Genomic DNA, 18224 nt, shown 5'->3' with positions numbered 1-18224 from the left:
GCTCTGATGGGCGGCACGGGAGTCGTGGCCAACGCCGTCGGTGGCGTGCTGGCCCTGCTGCTCATCGGGTACCTGTTCGTCGCGCTGATCAGGCCGGAGAAGTTCTGATGTCCTCCACCACGGCGGGCCTGCTCCAGGTCGCCCTGCTCATCGCCGCGCTGGCCGCCGCCTACCGGCCGTTCGGCGACTACATGGCCCGCGTCTACACCGACGCCAGGCACACCGGGGTCGAGCGCCTGCTCTACCGCGCCGCCCGGATCGACCCCGAGTCGCAGCAGCGGTGGGGCGCCTACGCGCAGGGCGTGCTCGGCTTCTCCCTCGTCAGCGTGGTTCTGCTGTACCTGCTGCAGCGCGTGCAGCCCTGGCTGCCGTTCGACCACGACCGGGGCGCGGTCGCGCCGGGCATGGCGTTCAACACCGCCGCCTCGTTCGTGGCCAACACGAACTGGCAGTCCTACGTCCCGGAGACCGTCCTCGGCCACACCGTGCAGATGACCGGGCTGACCGTGCAGAACTTCGTCTCCGGCGCGGTCGGCATGGCCGTCGCCGTGGCGCTGGTGCGCGGCTTCACCCGCGAGGGCTCCGACCGGCTCGGCAACTTCTGGGTCGACCTCACCAGGGGCACCCTGCGGATCCTGCTGCCCGTGTCGTTCGTGTTCGCGATCGTGCTGGTCGCGACCGGCGTCGTGATGAGCCTGAAGGCGGGCGTGGACGTGGACGGCCAGCAGGTCGCCATCGCCCCGGCCGCCTCGCAGGAGGCCATCAAGGAGCTGGGCACCAACGGCGGCGGCATCTTCAACGCCAACTCCGCCCACCCGTTCGAGAACCCCAACGGCTGGTCGAACCTGGTCGAGGTCTTCCTGATCCTGCTGATCCCGGTCTCGCTCACCCGCACCTTCGGCGCCCTGGTCGGCAACCGCAAGCAGGGCTACGTCCTGCTCGGCGTCATGGGCGTGCTGTGGACCGCGATGCTCGCGGTGATCTGGGCGGCCGAGGCCAACGGCCTGCGCCCCCTGGAGGGCAAGGAGCTGCGGTTCGGCATCCCCGGCAGCGCCCTGTTCGCCAACACCACCACCGCCACCTCCACCGGCGCGGTCAACGCCATGCACGACAGCCTCACGGGCCTGGGCGGCGGCGCGACGCTGCTGAACATGCTGTTCGGCGAGATGACGCCGGGCGGCGTCGGCACCGGCCTGTACAGCATCCTGGTGATGGCGATCATCGCGATGTTCCTGGCGGGCCTGATGGTCGGGCGCACCCCGGAGTACCTGGGCAAGAAGCTGGGCCGCCGCGAGGTGACCTGCGCCGCGCTGTCCATCCTGGCGATGCCCGCGCTGGTGCTGGTCGGCGCCGGGATCTCGGCGGTGCTGCCGTCGACGGCCGGCTACCTGAACAACCCCGGCGAGCACGGCCTGTCCGAGATCCTCTACGCCTACGCGTCGGCCTCGAACAACAACGGCAGCGCGTTCGCGGGCATCACCGTCACCAGCGACTGGTTCCAGTCCTCGCTCGGCGTGTGCATGCTGCTCGGCCGGTTCGTCCCGATCATCGCGGTGCTGTGCCTGGCCGGTTCGCTCGCCCGGCAGAGGCGCGCCCCGCAGACCGCGGGCACGCTGCCCACGGACAGCCCGCTGTTCGCCTCGCTGCTGGTCGGCGCGATCGTGCTCGTCGCCGCCCTCACCTTCGTCCCCGCCCTCGCCCTCGGCCCCATCGCGGAGGCACTGCTGTGACCACCACCGACACCCCGCAGCTCGCTCCGCAGGAGAGCGGGCCCGCGCCGAAACCCGTCCCCTCGGGCGTGTTCAGCCCGCGCCAGCTCCTCACGTCCCTGCCGGACGCGCTGCGCAAGCTCCACCCCCGCCACCAGCTGCGCAACCCCGTGATGTTCGTGGTGTGGGCGGGCTCGGTCCTGGTCACGGTCTTCGCGATCACCGACCCGAACCCGTTCACGATCGCGGTCGCCCTGTGGCTGTGGTTCACCGCCCTGTTCGCCAACCTCGCCGAGGCCGTCGCCGAGGGCAGGGGCAAGGCCCAGGCCGAGTCGCTGCGCAGGACCAAGACCGACGCGCTGGCCCGCCTCACCGACGGCCGCACCGTGCCCGGCACCGAGCTGAAGGTCGGCGACCTGGTCGTGGTCGAGGCCGGTGAGGTGATCCCCGGCGACGGCGACGTGGTCGAGGGCATCGCCACCGTCGACGAGTCGGCGATCACCGGCGAGTCCGCGCCCGTGGTGCGCGAGTCCGGCGGCGACCGGTGCGCGGTCACCGGCGGCACCACCGTGCTCTCGGACCGGATCGTCGTGAGGATCACCAGCAAGCCGGGCGAGACGTTCGTGGACCGGATGATCGCGCTGGTCGAGGGCGCGCAGCGGCAGAAGACGCCGAACGAGATCGCGCTGACGATCCTGCTGTCCACGCTCACGATCATCTTCCTGCTGGCGGTGCTCGCGCTCCAGCCGTTCGCGGTCTACTCCGGCGGCGAGCAGTCGGTGATCGTGCTGACCGCGCTGCTGGTGTGCCTGATCCCCACCACGATCGGCGCGCTGCTGTCCGCGATCGGCATCGCGGGCATGGACCGCCTGGTGCAGCGCAACGTGCTGGCCACCTCGGGCCGCGCCGTCGAGGCGGCCGGTGACGTGGACACGCTGCTGCTGGACAAGACCGGCACGATCACCTGGGGCAACCGCCGCGCCACCGAGCTGATCCCCGCGCCCGGCGTCACCCTGGACGAGCTGGTCGACGCCGCGCGCCTGTCCTCGCTGGCCGACGGCACCCCCGAGGGCCGCAGCGTGGTCGAGCTGTGCGCGGGCGAGCACGGCCGCTCCCCCGAGCCGACCGACGCGGAGAAGGCGGGCGAGTTCGTGCCGTTCACCGCCCAGACCCGGATGAGCGGCATCGACCTGGACGGCCGCAGCGTCCGCAAGGGCGCCGCGACCGCGTTCACCCTCACCGACTCGGTCAAGTCCACCGTGGACGAGATCAGCGGCGACGGCGGCACCCCGCTGGTGGTCGCCGACGGCGAGCGGGTGCTCGGCGTGATCCGGCTGTCCGACGTGGTCAAGCCCGGTATGAAGGAGCGGTTCGCCGAGCTGCGCGCCATGGGCATCCGCACGGTCATGGTCACCGGCGACAACCCGCTGACGGCCAGGGCGATCGCGGCCGAGGCCGGGGTGGACGACTACCTCGCCGAGGCCAAGCCCGAGGACAAGATGGCCCTGATCCGGCAGGAGCAGGAGGGCGGCAAGCTGGTCGCGATGACCGGCGACGGCACCAACGACGCCCCGGCGCTGGCCCAGTCCGACGTGGGCGTGGCCATGAACACCGGCACCTCGGCCGCCAAGGAGGCCGGGAACATGGTGGACCTGGACTCCGACCCGACCAAGCTCATCGAGATCGTGGAGATCGGCAAGCAGCTGCTGATCACGCGGGGCGCGCTGACGACGTTCTCGGTCGCCAACGACCTGGCGAAGTACTTCGCGATCCTGCCCGCCATGTTCGCCGCCATCTACCCGCAGCTGGACAAGCTCAACGTCATGGGCCTGGCCACGCCGCAGTCGGCGATCCTGTCGGCGGTCGTCTTCAACGCGCTGATCATCGTGGTGCTGATCCCGCTGGCGCTGCGCGGCGTGCGCTACAAGCCCTCCAGCGCGAGCTCGCTGCTGCGGCGCAACCTGCTGGTGTACGGCGTCGGCGGCGTCATCACGCCGTTCGTCGGCATCTGGCTCATCGACCTGCTCGTCCGCCTCATCCCCGGAATCGGGTGACCGCCGTGAACGCGTTCGTGAAGCAGGCCCTGGCCGGTCTGCGCGTCCTGCTGGTGCTGACCGTCATCACCGGCGTGCTCTACCCCGCCGCCGTCTGGCTGGTCTCGCGCGTGCCGGGCCTGCACGCCAATGCCGAAGCCACCGGCACCGAGCTGGTCGTGGTGCCGCGCGAGGGCGACGGCTGGTTCCAGCCGCGCCCGTCGATGGCGACGCTGCCCGCGTCGGGCGGGTCCAACAAGGGCGAGCGCAACGCCGACTACGACGCGGTGGTCGCCGAGCGGCGCGCCGAGGTGGCGCGGCGCGAGGGCGTGGCGGAGGACGCCGTGCCGCAGGACGCGGTGACCGCCTCGGCCTCCGGGCTGGACCCGCTGATCAGCGCCGAGTACGCGGCGATCCAGGTGCCGCGGGTGGCGCGGGAGCGCGGGCTGCCGGAGGACGCCGTGCGGGCGCTGGTCGCCGAGGCGTCGGTGGGCCGCTCGCTCGGGTTCGTCGGCGAGCCGGGCGTCAACGTCACCGCCCTCAACCGGGCCGTCGACGCGGCGCGGTGACACCGACCGGGGGCCGCCCGCGCGGCGGCCCCCGGTCTTCCCCATTTTCTGATCTCGGGAGCGGGCGGGACCGTGGACAAGCGCAAGCGCGGCGAACTGCGCATCTACCTGGGCGCGGCGCCGGGTGTCGGCAAGACCTTCGCGGTGCTGGGCGAGGCGCACCGGCGCCGGGAGCGCGGCGCGGACGTCGTCGTCGCCCTGGTCGAGACGCACGGCCGCGAGCGCACCGCCACCATGGTCGACGGTCTGGAGGTGCTGCCCCGCAAGGAGGTCCGGCACCGGGGGACCACGATCACCGAGATGGACGTGGACGCGGTGCTGGCCCGCGCCCCCGAGATCGCCGTGGTGGACGAGCTGGCGCACACCAACGCCCCCGGCTCGCGCAACGCCAAGCGCTGGCAGGACGTGGAGGAGCTGCTGGACGCCGGGATCGACGTGCTGTCCACGCTCAACGTCCAGCACCTGGAGTCGCTCAACGACGTGGTGCGCCGCATCACCCGCGTCGAGCAGCGCGAGACCATCCCCGACGCGGTGGTGCGCCGCGCCGAGCAGGTGGAGCTGGTCGACCTGACCCCGGAGGCGCTGCGCCGCCGCTTGGCGCACGGCAACGTCTACGCCGCGCACAAGATCGACGCCGCGCTGGGCAACTACTTCCGGGTGGGGAACCTGACCGCGCTGCGCGAGCTGGCGCTGCTGTGGGTGGCCGACCAGGTGGACGTGGCGCTCCAGCGGTACCGCACCGAGCAGCGCATCACCGACACCTGGGAGGCCCGCGAGCGGGTCGTGGTCGCGGTGACCGGCGGCGCGGAGAGCGAGACCCTGATCCGCAGGGCCCGCCGCATCGCCGCGCGCGCCGGGGCCGAGCTGCTGGTGGTGCACACCATGCGCGGCGACGGCCTGGCCGGTTCCGCGCCGGGGTCGATCGCCGCGCTGCGCAAGCTCACCGAGGACGTCGGGGCCACGTTCCACATGGTCGTCGGCGACGACGTGCCCGCCGCGCTGCTGGAGTTCGCGCGCGGGGTCAACGCCACCCAGCTGGTGCTGGGCACCTCCCGCCGCACCCGCCTGGCGCGGGTGTTCGACGAGGGCATCGGCGCGGCCGTGATCGGGCAGTCGGGCAGCATCGACGTGCACATGGTCACCCACGACGAGTCGCGTCGCGCCCCGCGCTGGAAGGTCGACCGCAACCCGCTGACCGCGTCCCGCCAGGTCCTGGGCTGGTCGCTGGCGCTGCTGCTGCCGGTGCTGGTGACCGGGACCGGCACGGCGCTGCAGGAGCAGCTGGACTTCTCCACCGACCTGGTCGGGTTCTTCCTGGCCACGGTGGTGGTCGCGCTGGTCGGCGGGCTGGGCCCGGCGGTGGTGGCCGCGCTGGTGGGGGCGGTGCTGCTGAACTACTTCTTCACCCCGCCGTTCTACAGCCTCACCATCGCCACGCCGGAGAACATGCTGACGCTGGTGGTGATGGTGATCGTGGCGGTGCTGGTGGCGCTGGTGGTCGACCGGGCCGCCAGGCTGGCCGCGCAGGCCGCGCGCGCCAGCACCGAGGCCGCGCTGCTCGCCTCCTACGCGCGCACCGTGCTGACCAGCCCGCACCCGCTGGTGCGGCTGCTGGAGAAGGTGCGGGAGAACTTCGGCATGGAGTCGGTGGCCATGCTGGAGCGGGTGGACGGGCGGTGGCGGCGGGTGGCGTGCGTGGGCCCGAGGCCGTGCGACGAGCCGGAGGAGGCCGACGCCGACGTTCCGGTCACGGCGGACGTGCACCTGTCGCTGCGCGGGCGCCCGCTGCCCGCCGCCGACCAGCGGGCCCTGGAGACCGCGGCCGGTCAGGCGCTGCTGGCGCTGCGGCAGCAGCGGATGGCGGTCGAGACGGCGGACGCGCAGCGGCGGGCGGCGACCACCGAGCTGCGCACCGCGATCCTGTCGGCCGTCGGCCACGACCTGCGCACCCCGCTCACGTCCATCAAGGCCGCGATCGGCAGCCTGCGCGACCCGGCGCTCGCGCTGTCCGAGGAGGACACCGGCGAGCTGCTGGAGGCGGTGGAGGTGTCGGCGGACCGGCTGGCCGGGCTGATCGACAACCTGCTCGACTCCTCCCGCCTGGCCACCGGGGCGGTCGCGCCGCTGCTGCGGCCGGTGACCTACGACGAGGTGGTCGCGCGGGCGCTGTCCGGGCTGGACGAGCGGGCTGCGGTGTCGGTGGAGGTGCCCGAGGACCTGCCGCCGGTGCTGGCGGACGGCGGGCTGCTGGAGCGGGTGGTGGCCAACGTGGTGGACAACGCGCTGCGGCACGGCCGGATGGCGCCCCGGCGGGTGGTGGACGTGGACGGCGACGGGGTGATCACCGAGCACGAGCCGGAGGTGGTGGTGCGGGCCAGCGCGCACGACGACCGGGTGGAGCTGCGCGTGGTGGACCACGGCAGCGGCGTGCCGGAGAAGTCCGCGCGGGCGGTGTTCACCCCGTTCCAGCGGCTCGGCGACCGGGACAGCACGCCGGGCGTGGGGCTGGGGCTCAGCGTGGCCAAGGGCTTCGTGGACGCGATGGGCGGCGCGATCAGCGCCGAGGACACGCCGGGCGGCGGGCTGACCATGGTGATCTCGCTGCCGGTGGCGGACGCGTGGGCAGCGGACGCCTGAAGAACAGCCGCACGACCCCGAACCCGGTGCGGGGGCGGGATCACCGCGCCCGCAACCGGTCGAACGCCGCCTGGCTGCCGGGGTCGGCGGCACGCATGATCACCAGCAGCTGATCGGGGTCCTGCAAGGGTTTCAGCGTCTCGTACTGCACCGACAGCACCCCCACCTCGGGGTGCCGCAACGCCTTGCTGCCCCGGCCGGTCGCCATGACGTCCCGCTCGGCCCACACCCTGGCGAACTCCGGGTTGCCCTCGGTGAACTCGCCGATGAGCGCGGTCAGCGCCACGTCGTCCGGGTGCGCGGCCCACGCCGCCCGCATGTGCGCCACGCCCTCCCGCACGACCCGCTCGCGGTCCAGGTAGAACTCGCGCACGTCCGGGTGCATCAGGCACAGCCACATGGAGTTGCGCCGGGCGGGCGGCAGGGTGTCGACGTCCACCAGCAGCGCGGCCAGCTCCGGGTTCCAGGCCAGGATGTCGAACCGGTGGTTGAGCAGCATCGCGGGCAGCGGCGACAGGTCGGCCACCAGCCGGGCCAGCGGCGCGACCGCCTCGGTGGTCAGCCCGCCGCGCCCCGGTGGCCGCCGCCGCGCCAGGTCGAACAGGTAGGTGCGCTCGTCGGGGGCGAGCCGCAGCGCGCGGGCCAGCGCCTCCACCACCTCCACCGAGGGCCGCAGCCCGCGCGCCTGCTCCAGCCGCACCACGTAGTCCACGCTCACCCCGGCCAGCTCGGCGACCTCCTCCCGGCGCAGCCCCGGGGTGCGCCGGGCCCGCTCGCGCGCGGGCAGCCCGAGGTCGCCGGGGTCCAGGCGCTCCCGGCGGCTGCGCAGGAAGGCGGCCAGCTCGCGGTTCCGGTCCACAGCGGGGGTCGTCATGACCGGCTCAACGGCGGAGGGTGGGAAGGCTGTTCCCAGGAAGCGCTCTCCCTTACCGCGCCGGACCGCCGCGAACAGACTCGTCCCCGGCACGAGGAACACGACAACCGGAGACGTCACATGCCACTGACCCTGGACACCTACCGCCTGCTGGGCCGCTCCGGCCTGCGGGTCTCCCCGCTCGCGCTGGGCACGGCCACGTTCGGCACCGAGCACGGCTGGGGCGCGGACAAGGCCGAGGCGCGGCAGCTGTTCGACGCCTACGTCGAGCGCGGCGGCAACTTCATCGACACCGCGAACACCTACACCGACGGCACGTCCGAGCGCTGGCTGGGCGAGTTCACCCGCGGCAGCAGGGAAACCCTCGTGCTGTCGACGAAGTACACGACGCTGCGCAGGCCGGGCGACCCGAACTCGGCGGGCAGCCACCGCAAGAGCATGGTCTCGTCGGTGGAGAGCAGCCTGACCCGGCTGGGGACCGACCACCTCGACCTGCTGCACCTGCACGTGTGGGACTTCACCACCCCGGTGGAGGAGATCCTGCGCGCCATGGACGACCTGGTGCGGCGCGGGAAGGTGCTGCACGTGGCGATGTCCAACGCGCCCGCGTGGGAGGTGTCCCGGATGCAGGCGATCGCCGACCTGCGCGGCTGGTCGCCGCTGGTGGCGCTGCAGGTCGAGTACAACCTGGCCAACCGGGCGGCCGAGCGCGACCTGATCCCGATGGCGCGGGCGGCGGGCCTCGGCGTGACCCCGTACTCCCCGCTGGCGGGCGGGCTGCTGACCGGCAAGTACGGGCGCGCCGGGGGTGCGGCGGACAGCGCGCGGGAGGGGTTCAACACCGCGCTGGGGCTGGTGACCGGGCGGAACCTGGCGATCGCCGAGGAGGTGACGCGGGTGGCGGGGGAACTCGGGCGCACCGCGGCGCAGGTGGCGCTGGCCTGGACGTTGGCCAACCCCGCCGTGGTCGCCCCGGTGCTGGGCGCGCGGACCCCGGCGCAGCTGGCGGACAACCTGGGCGCGCTGGAGGTGGAGCTGACGGCGGACCACCTGGCCCGCCTGGACGAGGTGAGCCGGATCGAGCTGGGCTACCCGCACGACCTGCTGGCGAGCGACCACATCCGCGCCGTCGTGCGCGGCGACCTGAAGCTGGCGCGGTGAGCGCCCCGACCGCCGTCCTGCTGGGCGTGGGCACCGGCCTCGGCCCCGCGCTGGCCAGGCGCTTCGGCCGCGAGGGCCACCGGGTGGCCCTGGTGGCGCGCGACCACGACCGCCTGGCCGCGCTGGCGGGCGAGCTCGCCGGGGAGGGCGTGGAGGCCGAGCCGTTCACCGCCGACCTGTCCCACCCCGCCGAGGTCCCGGACCTGGTCGAGCGCGTCCGGGCCCGGTTCGGCCGGATCGACGTGGTGGTGTGCGCGCCGCTCGACCTGTCCGGCTTCACCCCCGCCGCCGAGCTGACGCCGCAGGTGGCGGGCAGGCTGGTGGACCTGTACTACCTGACCCCGGTGGCGGTGGTGCGGGCCGTGCTGGGGGAGCTGCGCGAGCGCGGCGGCGGCAGCGTCCTGATCGCCCAGAGCGTCTCGGCGACCCACCCGGCCCCGCGCCTGAGCGGCATCGGTCCGGCGATGGCCGCGACCCGCAACTACGCGCAGAGCCTGTTCGCGGAGGTGGCGCGGCACGGCGTGCACGTGGCGACGCTCCAGATCGGCGGCATGATCACCGGGAGCGCCGTGCACGCCGCGCTGCGGTCCGGGGCGATCACCCCGGACGTGGACTTCCCGGAGCTGGACCCGGCCGAGGTCGCGGAAGCGCTGTGGCGCTCGCACACCGAGCGCGACCGCCCGTACGGCCGGATCCCGGCGCTCGGGTAGCGCTCACCCGCCGGTCGGGACGGCCGCCCCGACCGGCGCGTGGGCCGCGCGCCGCAGCTCCCGCCACGCCAGCACCACCAGGAAAGCCAGTCCCAGCACCGCGTAGGCGTCGCCCACGAGGTGCTGCCACCACGCCCAGTCCAGCTCGACGTCCCCGGTCCTGGGCAGCAACCAGTGCGGTCCCACCAGCAGCACCGCCCCGACCGCGACACGGGCCCGCCCGCGCAGCAGGAGCAGCGCGGGCGCGGCCCACACCCAGTGGTGCGACCAGGACACCGGCGACACCAGCACCCCGGCGGCGGCCGTGGCCACCACGGCGGTGAGGTCGTCGCGCACCCCTCGCAGCACGACGACCAGCAGCGCCAGCACCACCGCGCACGCCGCGAACCACAGCGGCCCGTCGAGCCCGAGGCGCACCAGCACGCCCTTGACCGACTGGTTGCCCGCGTAGGGCAGCCCGCCGACGCGGTCCGGGTCGACGACGGCGGAGGTCCAGAACACCACCGAGTCGCGCGGCGCGAGGAACCACCCCAGCACCGCGCACCCGGCGAAGGCCGCCCCCGCCGTCACCGCGGCCCGGAAGTCCCTGCGGGAGAGCAGGAACAGCACGAAGATCGCGGGCGTGAGCTTGACCGACGCGGCGATCCCGATCAGCAGCCCGCGCGGCCACGGCGGGCGCGGCAGCAGGCAGTCCGCCGCCACGAGGGCGAGCAGCAGCAGGTTGACCTGCCCCAGCTCCAGGGTCCCGCGCACCGGTTCCAGCAGCAGGCACGCGGACGCGAGCCACAGCCCGCCCTCCCGCTCCCCGGCCGCGAGCACGCACACCCACCCCAGCAGCAGCACCCCGGCGGCGGTCCACAGCCCCACGACCAGCGGCCACGGCAGCAGCTCCAGCGGCGCGAACAGCGCGGCGGCGAACGGCGGGTAGGTGAACGGCAGCCCGTTCGGGCCGGGGAACGAGGCCCCGTACAGCTCGCCGCCCGCCAGCCAGACCCGCCCGCCGGTCAGGTAGACCCGCAGGTCCAGCAGCGAGGCGCTCACCCCGCGCCAGAGGAAGACGACGACCGCGGCCGTCGCGCACCCCGCCCACACCCGCCCGGCGGTGATCCCCTTGCGGGCCAAGGCGTCCGGCGCGCTCACACCGACGCGCGGGACCGCCGCGCGGCCCGCTCCCCCGCCAGCGCCAACGCCCCGAGCCCGACCGCGATCGCCGCGCCGAGGGAGTTGTTCAGCAGGTCCTGGGTCTCGCAGATGCCGCGCTCGGTGAGCGGCTGCACCAGCTCGATCACCGCGCTGAGCCCGATCGCCGCCCCGAGCACCGGCCAGGCCGCGCCGGTGGCCAGCACCGCGAAGAACGCGGCGGGCGCGAACAGCAGCACGTTCAGCATCTCGTTGCCCAGGTCGAACGAGACCCCGTTGACCTGGCAGAACTCCGCCAGCTCGCTCCCCCGGTAGATCGAAGCCCACTCGGGCACCTGCCGGGACAGCGTCACCCCGAGCACGAGACCGACCCCGAGCCCGGCGAGCACGCCCGGCACCCGCCGCCACCCCCACCGGCGGGCGGCCCACCACCCGGCGGCCCCGAGCAGCACCGGACCCACGACGACCCCGGCCAGCATCGACGGCGTGCGCAGCAGGTACAGCGCGCCCTCGACCAGACCTCCCAGCGACCCCATCACGTCGCCCACCCCTCTCCTCCGATGTGGACGATCATCACGTCGGAGGGGGTCGCGCCGGATCGGTCGCGGGGCCGGGAAACGGCGCCGCGGGGCCGATCCCGCCTCGGCCGATCGACCGAGGGGCGGCCCCCGGACGCGGCGGGGCCCCGGCGGTGCGAGCACCGCCGGGGCCGGGAGGGGGAACCGCTGCCGCGCCCGCCGCCGGGCGCGGGGCGTCAGCCGCTCGCGCAGCCGAGCACCGGTTTCCCCGGCGTGCCGGGCGTGGTCCCGAGGAACCCGAAGGTGGTGCTGCCCCCGGCCGCCACCGCGCCGTTGTGCGCGGCGTTCCTCGCGGTGACCGAGCCGCCCTGGCTGGTCACGGCCGCGTTCCAGGACTGGGTGATCGTCTCGCCCGCGCCCGCCGTCCAGGTCACCGCCCACGAGCTGATCGGCGCGCTGCCCGCGGTCACCCTGACCTCGGCCTGGAACCCGCCCTGCCACTGGTTGGTAACGGTGTAGGTCGCGGTGCACCCGGCCCCGCCCGGCGGGTTGTCCGTCCCACCGCCCCACCCGGCCGAGGAGTCCAGCCAGGCGACCCGCCGCAGCAACCAGTCCCGCACGTGCTGGACCTGGCCCTGCCAGGTGGGCGCGGTCGGCGTGACGAAGAAGCCGACGGTGGGCGCGGTCAGGTTGGGCCACCGCTGGAAGTTGCGCGCCGCGCCGTTCGCGAGCGGGCGCGCCAGGGCGTCGATCCGGCCCTGCAGCGCGGAGTCCGACAGCGGGCCCCGGCGCAGCTCCTGCCAGCGGGCCTTGACCTGCGCCACGAACGCCGGGTCGCGCAGCAGCTGCGGGAACCAGTCGTTGGGCACGGGCTGGCGGGTCTGCTGGTGCTGCCAGCCCGCGACCTGGTCGTTCTGGAAGTAGCCGCCCACGCCGAAGGTCAGGTCGAAGTCCCACAGCGGCCCGGCGACGATCTTGCCGTCGCGGTCCTTGTGGAAGTAGGAGCTGCGGACGTAGGCGTCCATGTTCCGGCTGACCTCGTTGACGATCAGGTGGTCGACGAACGAGGGCACGTCGATGTAGGCCCGGTACCCGGTGACCGGATCGGCGGAGTTCGGGGCGCGCAGGACGGCGTTGAACTCCTGCAGGTGCCCGCGCAACCAGTCCCGCTGCGCGGTGTTGAGCGGCGAGGGGTCGACCAGCTCCAGGTAGTTCCAGCACGACGGCCCGGCGCAGGGCAGCGTGGGCTCCTCGGCGGCCATCCACTCGAACTTCCAGACGTACCCGCCCTGGATCTCGGGCAGGGTGGTGTCCTCCTCCTTGAGCTTCTTGAGGTCCAGCCGGTTCTTGCTGTTCTTGATGGTCTCCACGAGCAGGTACACGCCCTGGTAGTCGCTCGCCCCCACCGGTCCGGCGTCGGTGTTGACGTACAACTCGGCGAACGCGTGGCGCGGCGCCTCCAGCCCCAGCTCCCGGCCGAGGTCGTGGACCAGCGCCTCGCGGATCAGCGACTTGTCCGGGAACGGGCCGCGCAGCACCCAGTCCGAGTCGGCGGGCATCCCGAGCACCGGGAGGTCGGCGTCGTCGTCCGCGTTGTCCCGGAACTCCAGGCGGTACGGGGACTTGTCGAACGAGGCCGAGGACTGGCCGCGCAGCTTGAACCCGGCGCGGGTGGCGACGGCGGGGGCCGAGGCGAGCGAGGTCGTGCCGCCCGCGCCGGGCTGGAAGACCATGGTGGTGGCGTCGAAGTACTCCCGGCCCGGTTTGCCCGCGCCGTAGGAGTCGATCAGGATCACCGGCAGGTCGTGCGCGGTGGCCGTGTCGCGGGCGGCGTACATGGCGGTTCCCGTTGCCCCGGAAGGGGTTGTGCCGGTGAACGGGCGGGCGCGGAGCTGGGTGGTGCGGGTGAGGCGCAGCGGGGTTCCCTGGTACAGCGGGGACTGCGCGGTGGGGAGGGTCCCGTCGGTGGTGTAGCGCAGCTGCGCGCCCGCGACCGGGGTGGACAGCGACACCGAGACCTGGCCCTGGAAGGTGCCGCTGGGGGTGGAGAACACCACGTCGCCGGTCAGGTCCTCGGCTGCGGCCGAGGGGGTGGCGGGGGCGGGGGTGGCGGGCGCGGGCGCGGCCGGGGGTGAGGTGGACTCGGGCGCGGCGGCGGCTGCGGGCGCGCCTGCCTCAGCGGGTGGCGCGGCAGCGGCGGCTGCGGGCGCGCCTGCCGCGGCGAGCGGCGCGGCGGTGGCGGGGTGCGGGAGCGCGAGTGCGGCGAGCAGCACGAGCGCGGTGGTGGTGCGGAAGGTGGCCGTGGCGGCGCTGCCACGGGGTGTCACGCGCACGATGCCTCCTGTTCGACGTCGGCGTGATCGGTGAGCGCGGCGCGGTCGGTGGTCGCGCCGTGGAAGTGGCGGCGCAGGGTCCTGCGCCACGGCGCGGCGGGCAGGTCCACGCGCAGCGCGGCCAACCCGGTGGCGTACTTGGAGATCCGCGCCGGGCGGGTGCCCTCCTGCCACAGCGCGCGGTCGACGGCGGTCGCGGCCGAGGCGGTCTTCGTCTCGACCACGGCGAGCCCCGGAAGCCGCAGCTCGCGCCCGGCGGCGCGCCAGCGCAGCCCGGTGTCGATGGTGACGCGGCTGGCCCCGCCGGGCAGCAGCAGGGTGGCGCGGTGGTAGTCGGTGACCAGGACCGGGTCGAGCGCGGAGCCCTCGCGCAGGTCGAACGACTCGCGGGCCAGCGCCTCGTCGACGAAGTCCCGGCCGGGGCGCACGGCCCCGCGGTCGCCGGGGCGGTACGGCAGGCGGTGCTTGGTGGTGCTGCCGCGCGCGCCGCTGACCTTGACCTCCAGCCAGCACTGCGCGGAGTCCAGGTAGGTGCGGGTGCGGACCTTGAACCGCCTGCGCCTGCGGTGCGCCGCGCGGTGGTAGCTGAGCAGCCCCGGCGTGTCGAAGTACACCGACTGGTAGCGGAACGAGCGCGCGCCGTCGACGTCGAGGACCCTGGCGTCGGCGGCGAACCGCTCCAGCAGGTGCGGCAGCGCCGCCGAGGGGACGAGGTACTTGCGGTCGACCCTGGTCTGGAGCGCCGCGCGGTCGACCAGCTCGGCGAGCCCGACCGGGGCGAGCCGGGCGAGCGCGTCCGCCGGGGACGGGGCGGTCACCGGCGGACCCCCGCCCCGGCGGCGAGACCGGCGGCGGCCCCGGAAGCGGCCCCGTCAGCGGGCTCGGGCTCGGTCACCGCGTAGCGCACGTCCACGACCGTGGTCTCGTTGACCAGGTCGAGCCGCTGCACGAACACGGTGTGCACCCGCGCGCGCAGCAGCCGCTCCAGGTGGGAGACGAGCGCGGCGCGGTCGGTGAACGCCGAGTCCAGCACGAGCACCTGGTGCCGGTAGCCGCGGAAGAGCCGCCGGTGGTCGGCGAGGAACATGACGGCGACGACGAGCGCCATCAGCCCGCCGTTGAGCCAGGCCGAGGTGGTGCCGAGCGCGCCGAGGATGCCCAGCGCCAGCGCGCAGAAGTAGTAGGCGACCTCGTGCTGGTCCAGCTCGGTGGAGCGCAGGCGGATGATGGACAGCACGCCGAACAGCGCCATGCCCAGGCCCAGGCCCGCGCCGACGTCGCTGGAGCTGAGGGCGCTGGCCACGGCGAGCACGCCGATGTTGACGCCCAGGTAGGCGACGACCAGGTCGCGGCGGCGGTAGCGCGGGAAGTACAGCCCGAAGACGAGCAGCGCCACCGCGCAGAGGTCGATCGTGAACAGGATCAGTCGTGGCATCTCGTGCGCTCCTCCTGAGCCGCTGCCGGGTCCACAAGTGGTCGCTAAAGTTTCGATTGTTCATGGAAACTTTCGACACCTGGCGGAAACGATAGGGCGCGCCGAGGTGTCCCGTCAATGAACGAGAAACGGCTGCCGCGTATCAAAAGGAGCAGCACATCGCGCTGACGGAGAGAGCCTAGGCCGACAGGAGCATGGTGCGCCGAAACACGAATCACTCGACGATCATGCTAAAACTACCGAAAGTTTCGAGCGCATTTGGCGGTTGACGCCGAGGTCGGCGCACCCCCTAGGGCTCGACCAGCCGGGCCCGGAACGCCCACGCCGCCAGCTCCACCCGGTTCCGCGCCCCGGTCTTGCCCTGCGCCGCCGCCAGGTGCGTCTTGACCGTGGACAGCGACAGGTGCAGCGCGTCCCCGATCTCCCGGTTGCCCAGCCCGCGCGCCACCTCCCGCACCACGTCCCGCTCGCGCGGCGTGAGCAGCCCGACGTCCGCCGAGGCCGAGGGCCTGGTCCAGCTGCGCAGCACCCGCAGCGTCACGTCCGGCGAGATCAGCACGTCCCCGCGCGCGGCGGCCCGCACCGACTCCACCAGCAGCGCGGGCCCGGCGTCCTTGGTGAGGAACCCGCTCGCCCCGTTCTCCAGCGCCCGGTGCAGGTTCTCGTCGGTGTCGAACGTGGTCACCACGACCACCTTCGCCTGCGGAGCCAGCAGCTCGGTCACCCGCAGCCCGTCCAGCTCCGGCATCCTGATGTCCACCAGGCACACGTCCGGCCGCAGCTCGCGCGCCCGCCGCACCGCCGCCTCCCCGTCCGCGACGTCGGCCACGACGGTGATGTCGTCCTGCGCGTCCAGGATCATCCGGAACCCGGCGCGCACCATCTCGTGGTCGTCCGCGACCAGCACGCTGATCACGCCCGCACCACCAGGGGCAGCTCGGCGGACACGACCCACCCGGTGGGCGTCGGCCCGGCGTGGAACCGCCCGCCCAGCAGCTCCACCCGCTCGCGCATCCCCTCGATCCCGAACCCGCCCCTGCCGAAGGACGCGGGCTCGCCGCAGTCCACGACGGACACCGTGACGACCGTCGGCTCGCGCACCACCTCCACCACCACCTCGCCGGGGTCGCGGGCGTGCTTGCGCACGTTGGTCAGCCCCTCCTGCACCAGGCGCAGCACCGACCGCCCCAGCTCGGGCGGCACGGGCGCGGGCAGCTCGACCGCCACCCGCACCGGCAGCCCGGACTCGCGCGCCCGCCCCACCAGCGCCCGCAGGTCGGCCTCGAGGTCGGCGGTCGCCGCGTCCTCCTTGCCGCGCAACGCCCCCACGAGCCTGCGCATCGCGCCGACCGCGTCCGTCCCGCCGTCCACGATGGCGGGCAGCGCGCGGCGCGCGGCGTCCGGGTCCCGCTCCCCCACCACGAGCGCGGCCTGCGCCTGCACCAGCATCCCGGTCACGTGGTGCGCCACCACGTCGTGCAGCTCGCGCGCGATGTCGAGCCGCTCCTCCACCCGCACCCGATCCAGCGCGACGGCGCGCTCCCGGTCGTGCGAGCGCAGCAGGAGCCCGACGAGCACGGCCAGCGCCAGCAGCAGCCCGGTCACCGCCCACCCGCCCGCGAAGGGGCGCACCGAGCCGTCCGGCAGGCGTTCGAGCACCGACCGGACCCCGCGCACCCCGAGCGCGTGCGCGAGCAGCAGCGCCACGGCCGCGACGCACCCAGCCGCGACGCGCGGTCGCGCGACCCGGACCACCGAGGCGAGCAGCACGGCGAACGCGACCGTCTCCGGGAGGGTGAGCGGCCCGAGCAGCCACTCGAACCCGTCCACGCCGCCCACCCCCGCGCCGGGCAGCAGGAGGGCGCGGGTGAACCCGGCGAAGATCCCGGTGACCGCGAACGAGGAGCCCACAGCCACCGCCGCGGCGGGCGCGGGCCGCCGCGGCGCGAGGAGCGCCGCGGCGCACACCGCGGTGAGGAGGCACAGCACGAGCGCGCCCCGCAGGCCCAGCGGCCACCCGGCCCACGCCTGGGCGGCCAGCGCCCCCGACACCACGACGAGCGGCCACCACTTCACGACTCCCGGCACGCGGACGATCCTCGCGCACGCGCCCCGCGCGCACGTCGGCCCGGCGGCCGGACGGGGTCGGCCGATCGGTCGATGCCCGCTGCGCGCGGCCCCGGCGTGCAGCAGACTGGGTGCTCCCGTGATCGTCGGTGTTCTCGGAGAGGGGTGGCGCGGTGAGCAGGAGCGAGTGGCCGGAGCTGGTGGGCGCGTCGGCGGACCAGGTGGTCGCCGCGATCAGGGCCGAGCACCCCGGCCGCGAGGTCGTGGTGGTGCCGGAGGGCTCGTTCGTGACCATGGACTACCGGGAGGACCGGGTGCGCGTGTTCGTGACCGCCGACGGCCGGGTGGCCGAGGTCCCCAGGATCGGCTGAGCGCCCCCTGGCCGGCCGAGAGCCCCCGGTCGGCCGAGCGCCGGTCACCCGCCGAAGAAGGCGTCCATGCCGGGCACGTCGGACAGGTAGGTCTCGATCCGCGCGATCCGCCCGTCCCGCAGGCGGCACACCACCGACAGGTGCTCGTCGAGCACGGCGTCGTCGCGGCGCGCGGTGTTGTGCAGCGACAGGGCCACGTCCTCCCGGCCGACCAGGACGTGCAGCAGCTCGAAGGACACGCCGTGCCCGGCGATGAGCCGCACCCGCTCCAGGATCGCGTCGGCCCCGACGACGACCCCGGACACGGCGTTGTCGCCGGGCAGGGTCCAGGTGGCGTCGGGGTGCAGGAGCGCGCGGAGCGCGGCCCACTCCCCGGCGACCAGGGCGGCGTGGAACCGCTCTCCCAGGGCGCGGGCGGTCGGGGTGGTGGTCATGGGCGATCCCCTCGCTTAACGCAGTGATCATTGCCTTAAGTCGAGGCTACTCCCGCGCGGGCCCAGGGCTCACGGCCCTTGGTCACCACGGACCTGGGCTCACAGGCCCGCGCTTCACGGGCCAGGGCCCACGGATCTGCGCTCACAGGCCCGCGCTTCACGGGCCAGGGCCCATGGCCCTGGCTTCACGGCCCTGCGCTCGCCGCCCGGTGCTCACAAGCCCGCGCTTCACA

Annotated in this window: 17 protein-coding genes; 8 read left to right on the top strand and 9 right to left on the bottom strand. The window is 74.2% G+C overall.

Features of this window, described 5'->3' with window-relative positions:
• Positions 1–6 precede the first annotated feature (6 nt).
• The 5 genes from kdpF (at position 7) to CNX65_RS16460 (ending at position 6948) form a co-directional block, all read left to right on the top strand.
• Entirely contained in the window at positions 7–108 is a 102-nt protein-coding gene (gene kdpF, locus CNX65_RS16480) for a K(+)-transporting ATPase subunit F (RefSeq protein ID WP_015802029.1), read from the top strand.
• On the top strand, positions 108–1730 hold the full coding sequence (gene kdpA / locus CNX65_RS16475; protein ID WP_096494064.1) for a potassium-transporting ATPase subunit KdpA: 1623 nt from the start codon (positions 108–110) through the stop codon (positions 1728–1730). Before kdpF ends, kdpA begins: the two co-directional genes overlap by 1 nt.
• A complete protein-coding gene (gene kdpB / locus CNX65_RS16470; RefSeq protein WP_177154600.1) occupies positions 1727–3763 on the top strand; it encodes a potassium-transporting ATPase subunit KdpB in 2037 nt (678 codons plus the stop codon). The genes kdpA and kdpB overlap by 4 nt, the downstream gene beginning before the upstream one ends.
• Before the next feature lie 5 nt (positions 3764–3768).
• Positions 3769–4311: a potassium-transporting ATPase subunit C gene (locus CNX65_RS16465; protein ID WP_096497820.1), complete on the top strand. Its 543-nt coding sequence runs from the start codon at positions 3769–3771 to the stop codon at positions 4309–4311.
• 72 nt (positions 4312–4383) lie between these two features.
• Positions 4384–6948, top strand: a complete 2565-nt coding sequence (locus CNX65_RS16460; RefSeq protein ID WP_096494062.1) for a sensor histidine kinase — start codon at positions 4384–4386, stop codon at positions 6946–6948.
• A 40-nt stretch (positions 6949–6988) separates the two neighbouring features.
• Here the strand turns inward: CNX65_RS16460 and CNX65_RS16455 are convergent, their stop codons facing one another.
• Entirely contained in the window at positions 6989–7822 is an 834-nt protein-coding gene (locus tag CNX65_RS16455) for a helix-turn-helix transcriptional regulator (protein ID WP_096494060.1), read from the bottom strand.
• A 120-nt stretch (positions 7823–7942) separates the two neighbouring features.
• Between CNX65_RS16455 and CNX65_RS16450 the strand changes: the two genes are divergently transcribed.
• Both CNX65_RS16450 and CNX65_RS16445 read left to right on the top strand, forming a co-directional pair.
• On the top strand, positions 7943–8983 hold the full coding sequence (locus CNX65_RS16450; RefSeq protein ID WP_096494058.1) for an aldo/keto reductase: 1041 nt from the start codon (positions 7943–7945) through the stop codon (positions 8981–8983).
• Positions 8980–9693, top strand: coding sequence for an SDR family NAD(P)-dependent oxidoreductase (locus tag CNX65_RS16445; protein WP_096494056.1), 714 nt, complete (start codon positions 8980–8982; stop codon positions 9691–9693). Before CNX65_RS16450 ends, CNX65_RS16445 begins: the two co-directional genes overlap by 4 nt.
• Before the next feature lie 3 nt (positions 9694–9696).
• Here CNX65_RS16445 and CNX65_RS16440 read toward each other — a convergent pair whose 3' ends face one another.
• The 7 genes from CNX65_RS16440 to CNX65_RS16410 all read right to left on the bottom strand — a co-directional run bounded on the left by CNX65_RS16440 (position 9697) and on the right by CNX65_RS16410 (position 17207).
• Positions 9697–10833 (bottom strand): glycosyltransferase 87 family protein, encoded by a 1137-nt coding sequence (locus tag CNX65_RS16440; RefSeq protein ID WP_096494054.1) that lies wholly within the window; start codon positions 10831–10833, stop codon positions 9697–9699.
• Positions 10830–11381: a VanZ family protein gene (locus CNX65_RS16435; RefSeq protein WP_096494052.1), complete on the bottom strand. Its 552-nt coding sequence runs from the start codon at positions 11379–11381 to the stop codon at positions 10830–10832. Before CNX65_RS16435 ends, CNX65_RS16440 begins: the two co-directional genes overlap by 4 nt.
• Positions 11382–11587: 206 nt before the next feature.
• Complete coding sequence (locus CNX65_RS16430) at positions 11588–13684, bottom strand: CotH kinase family protein (RefSeq protein ID WP_096494050.1); 2097 nt, start codon at positions 13682–13684, stop codon at positions 11588–11590.
• Complete coding sequence (locus tag CNX65_RS16425; RefSeq protein WP_096494048.1) at positions 13675–14502, bottom strand: polyphosphate polymerase domain-containing protein; 828 nt, start codon at positions 14500–14502, stop codon at positions 13675–13677. The genes CNX65_RS16430 and CNX65_RS16425 overlap by 10 nt, the downstream gene beginning before the upstream one ends.
• On the bottom strand, positions 14499–15119 hold the full coding sequence (locus CNX65_RS16420; protein WP_096494046.1) for a DUF4956 domain-containing protein: 621 nt from the start codon (positions 15117–15119) through the stop codon (positions 14499–14501). Before CNX65_RS16420 ends, CNX65_RS16425 begins: the two co-directional genes overlap by 4 nt.
• A gap of 289 nt (positions 15120–15408) precedes the next feature.
• Positions 15409–16035: a response regulator gene (locus CNX65_RS16415; RefSeq protein ID WP_096494044.1), complete on the bottom strand. Its 627-nt coding sequence runs from the start codon at positions 16033–16035 to the stop codon at positions 15409–15411.
• Positions 16032–17207, bottom strand: a complete 1176-nt coding sequence (locus CNX65_RS16410; RefSeq protein ID WP_157767681.1) for a sensor histidine kinase — start codon at positions 17205–17207, stop codon at positions 16032–16034. The genes CNX65_RS16415 and CNX65_RS16410 overlap by 4 nt, the downstream gene beginning before the upstream one ends.
• Positions 17208–17359: 152 nt before the next feature.
• Here CNX65_RS16410 and CNX65_RS16405 point away from each other — a divergent pair, with 152 nt between their 5' ends.
• On the top strand, positions 17360–17557 hold the full coding sequence (locus CNX65_RS16405; RefSeq protein ID WP_198320484.1) for a serine protease inhibitor: 198 nt from the start codon (positions 17360–17362) through the stop codon (positions 17555–17557).
• Between the two features lie 44 nt (positions 17558–17601).
• Here CNX65_RS16405 and CNX65_RS16400 read toward each other — a convergent pair whose 3' ends face one another.
• On the bottom strand, positions 17602–17991 hold the full coding sequence (locus CNX65_RS16400; protein WP_096494038.1) for a nuclear transport factor 2 family protein: 390 nt from the start codon (positions 17989–17991) through the stop codon (positions 17602–17604).
• Positions 17992–18224 lie beyond the last annotated feature (233 nt).

This window comes from Actinosynnema pretiosum, from assembly GCF_002354875.1.
Taxonomy (GTDB): Bacteria; Actinomycetota; Actinomycetes; order Mycobacteriales; family Pseudonocardiaceae; genus Actinosynnema; species Actinosynnema auranticum.
This window is presented reverse-complemented; position numbering and strand designations above follow the sequence as displayed.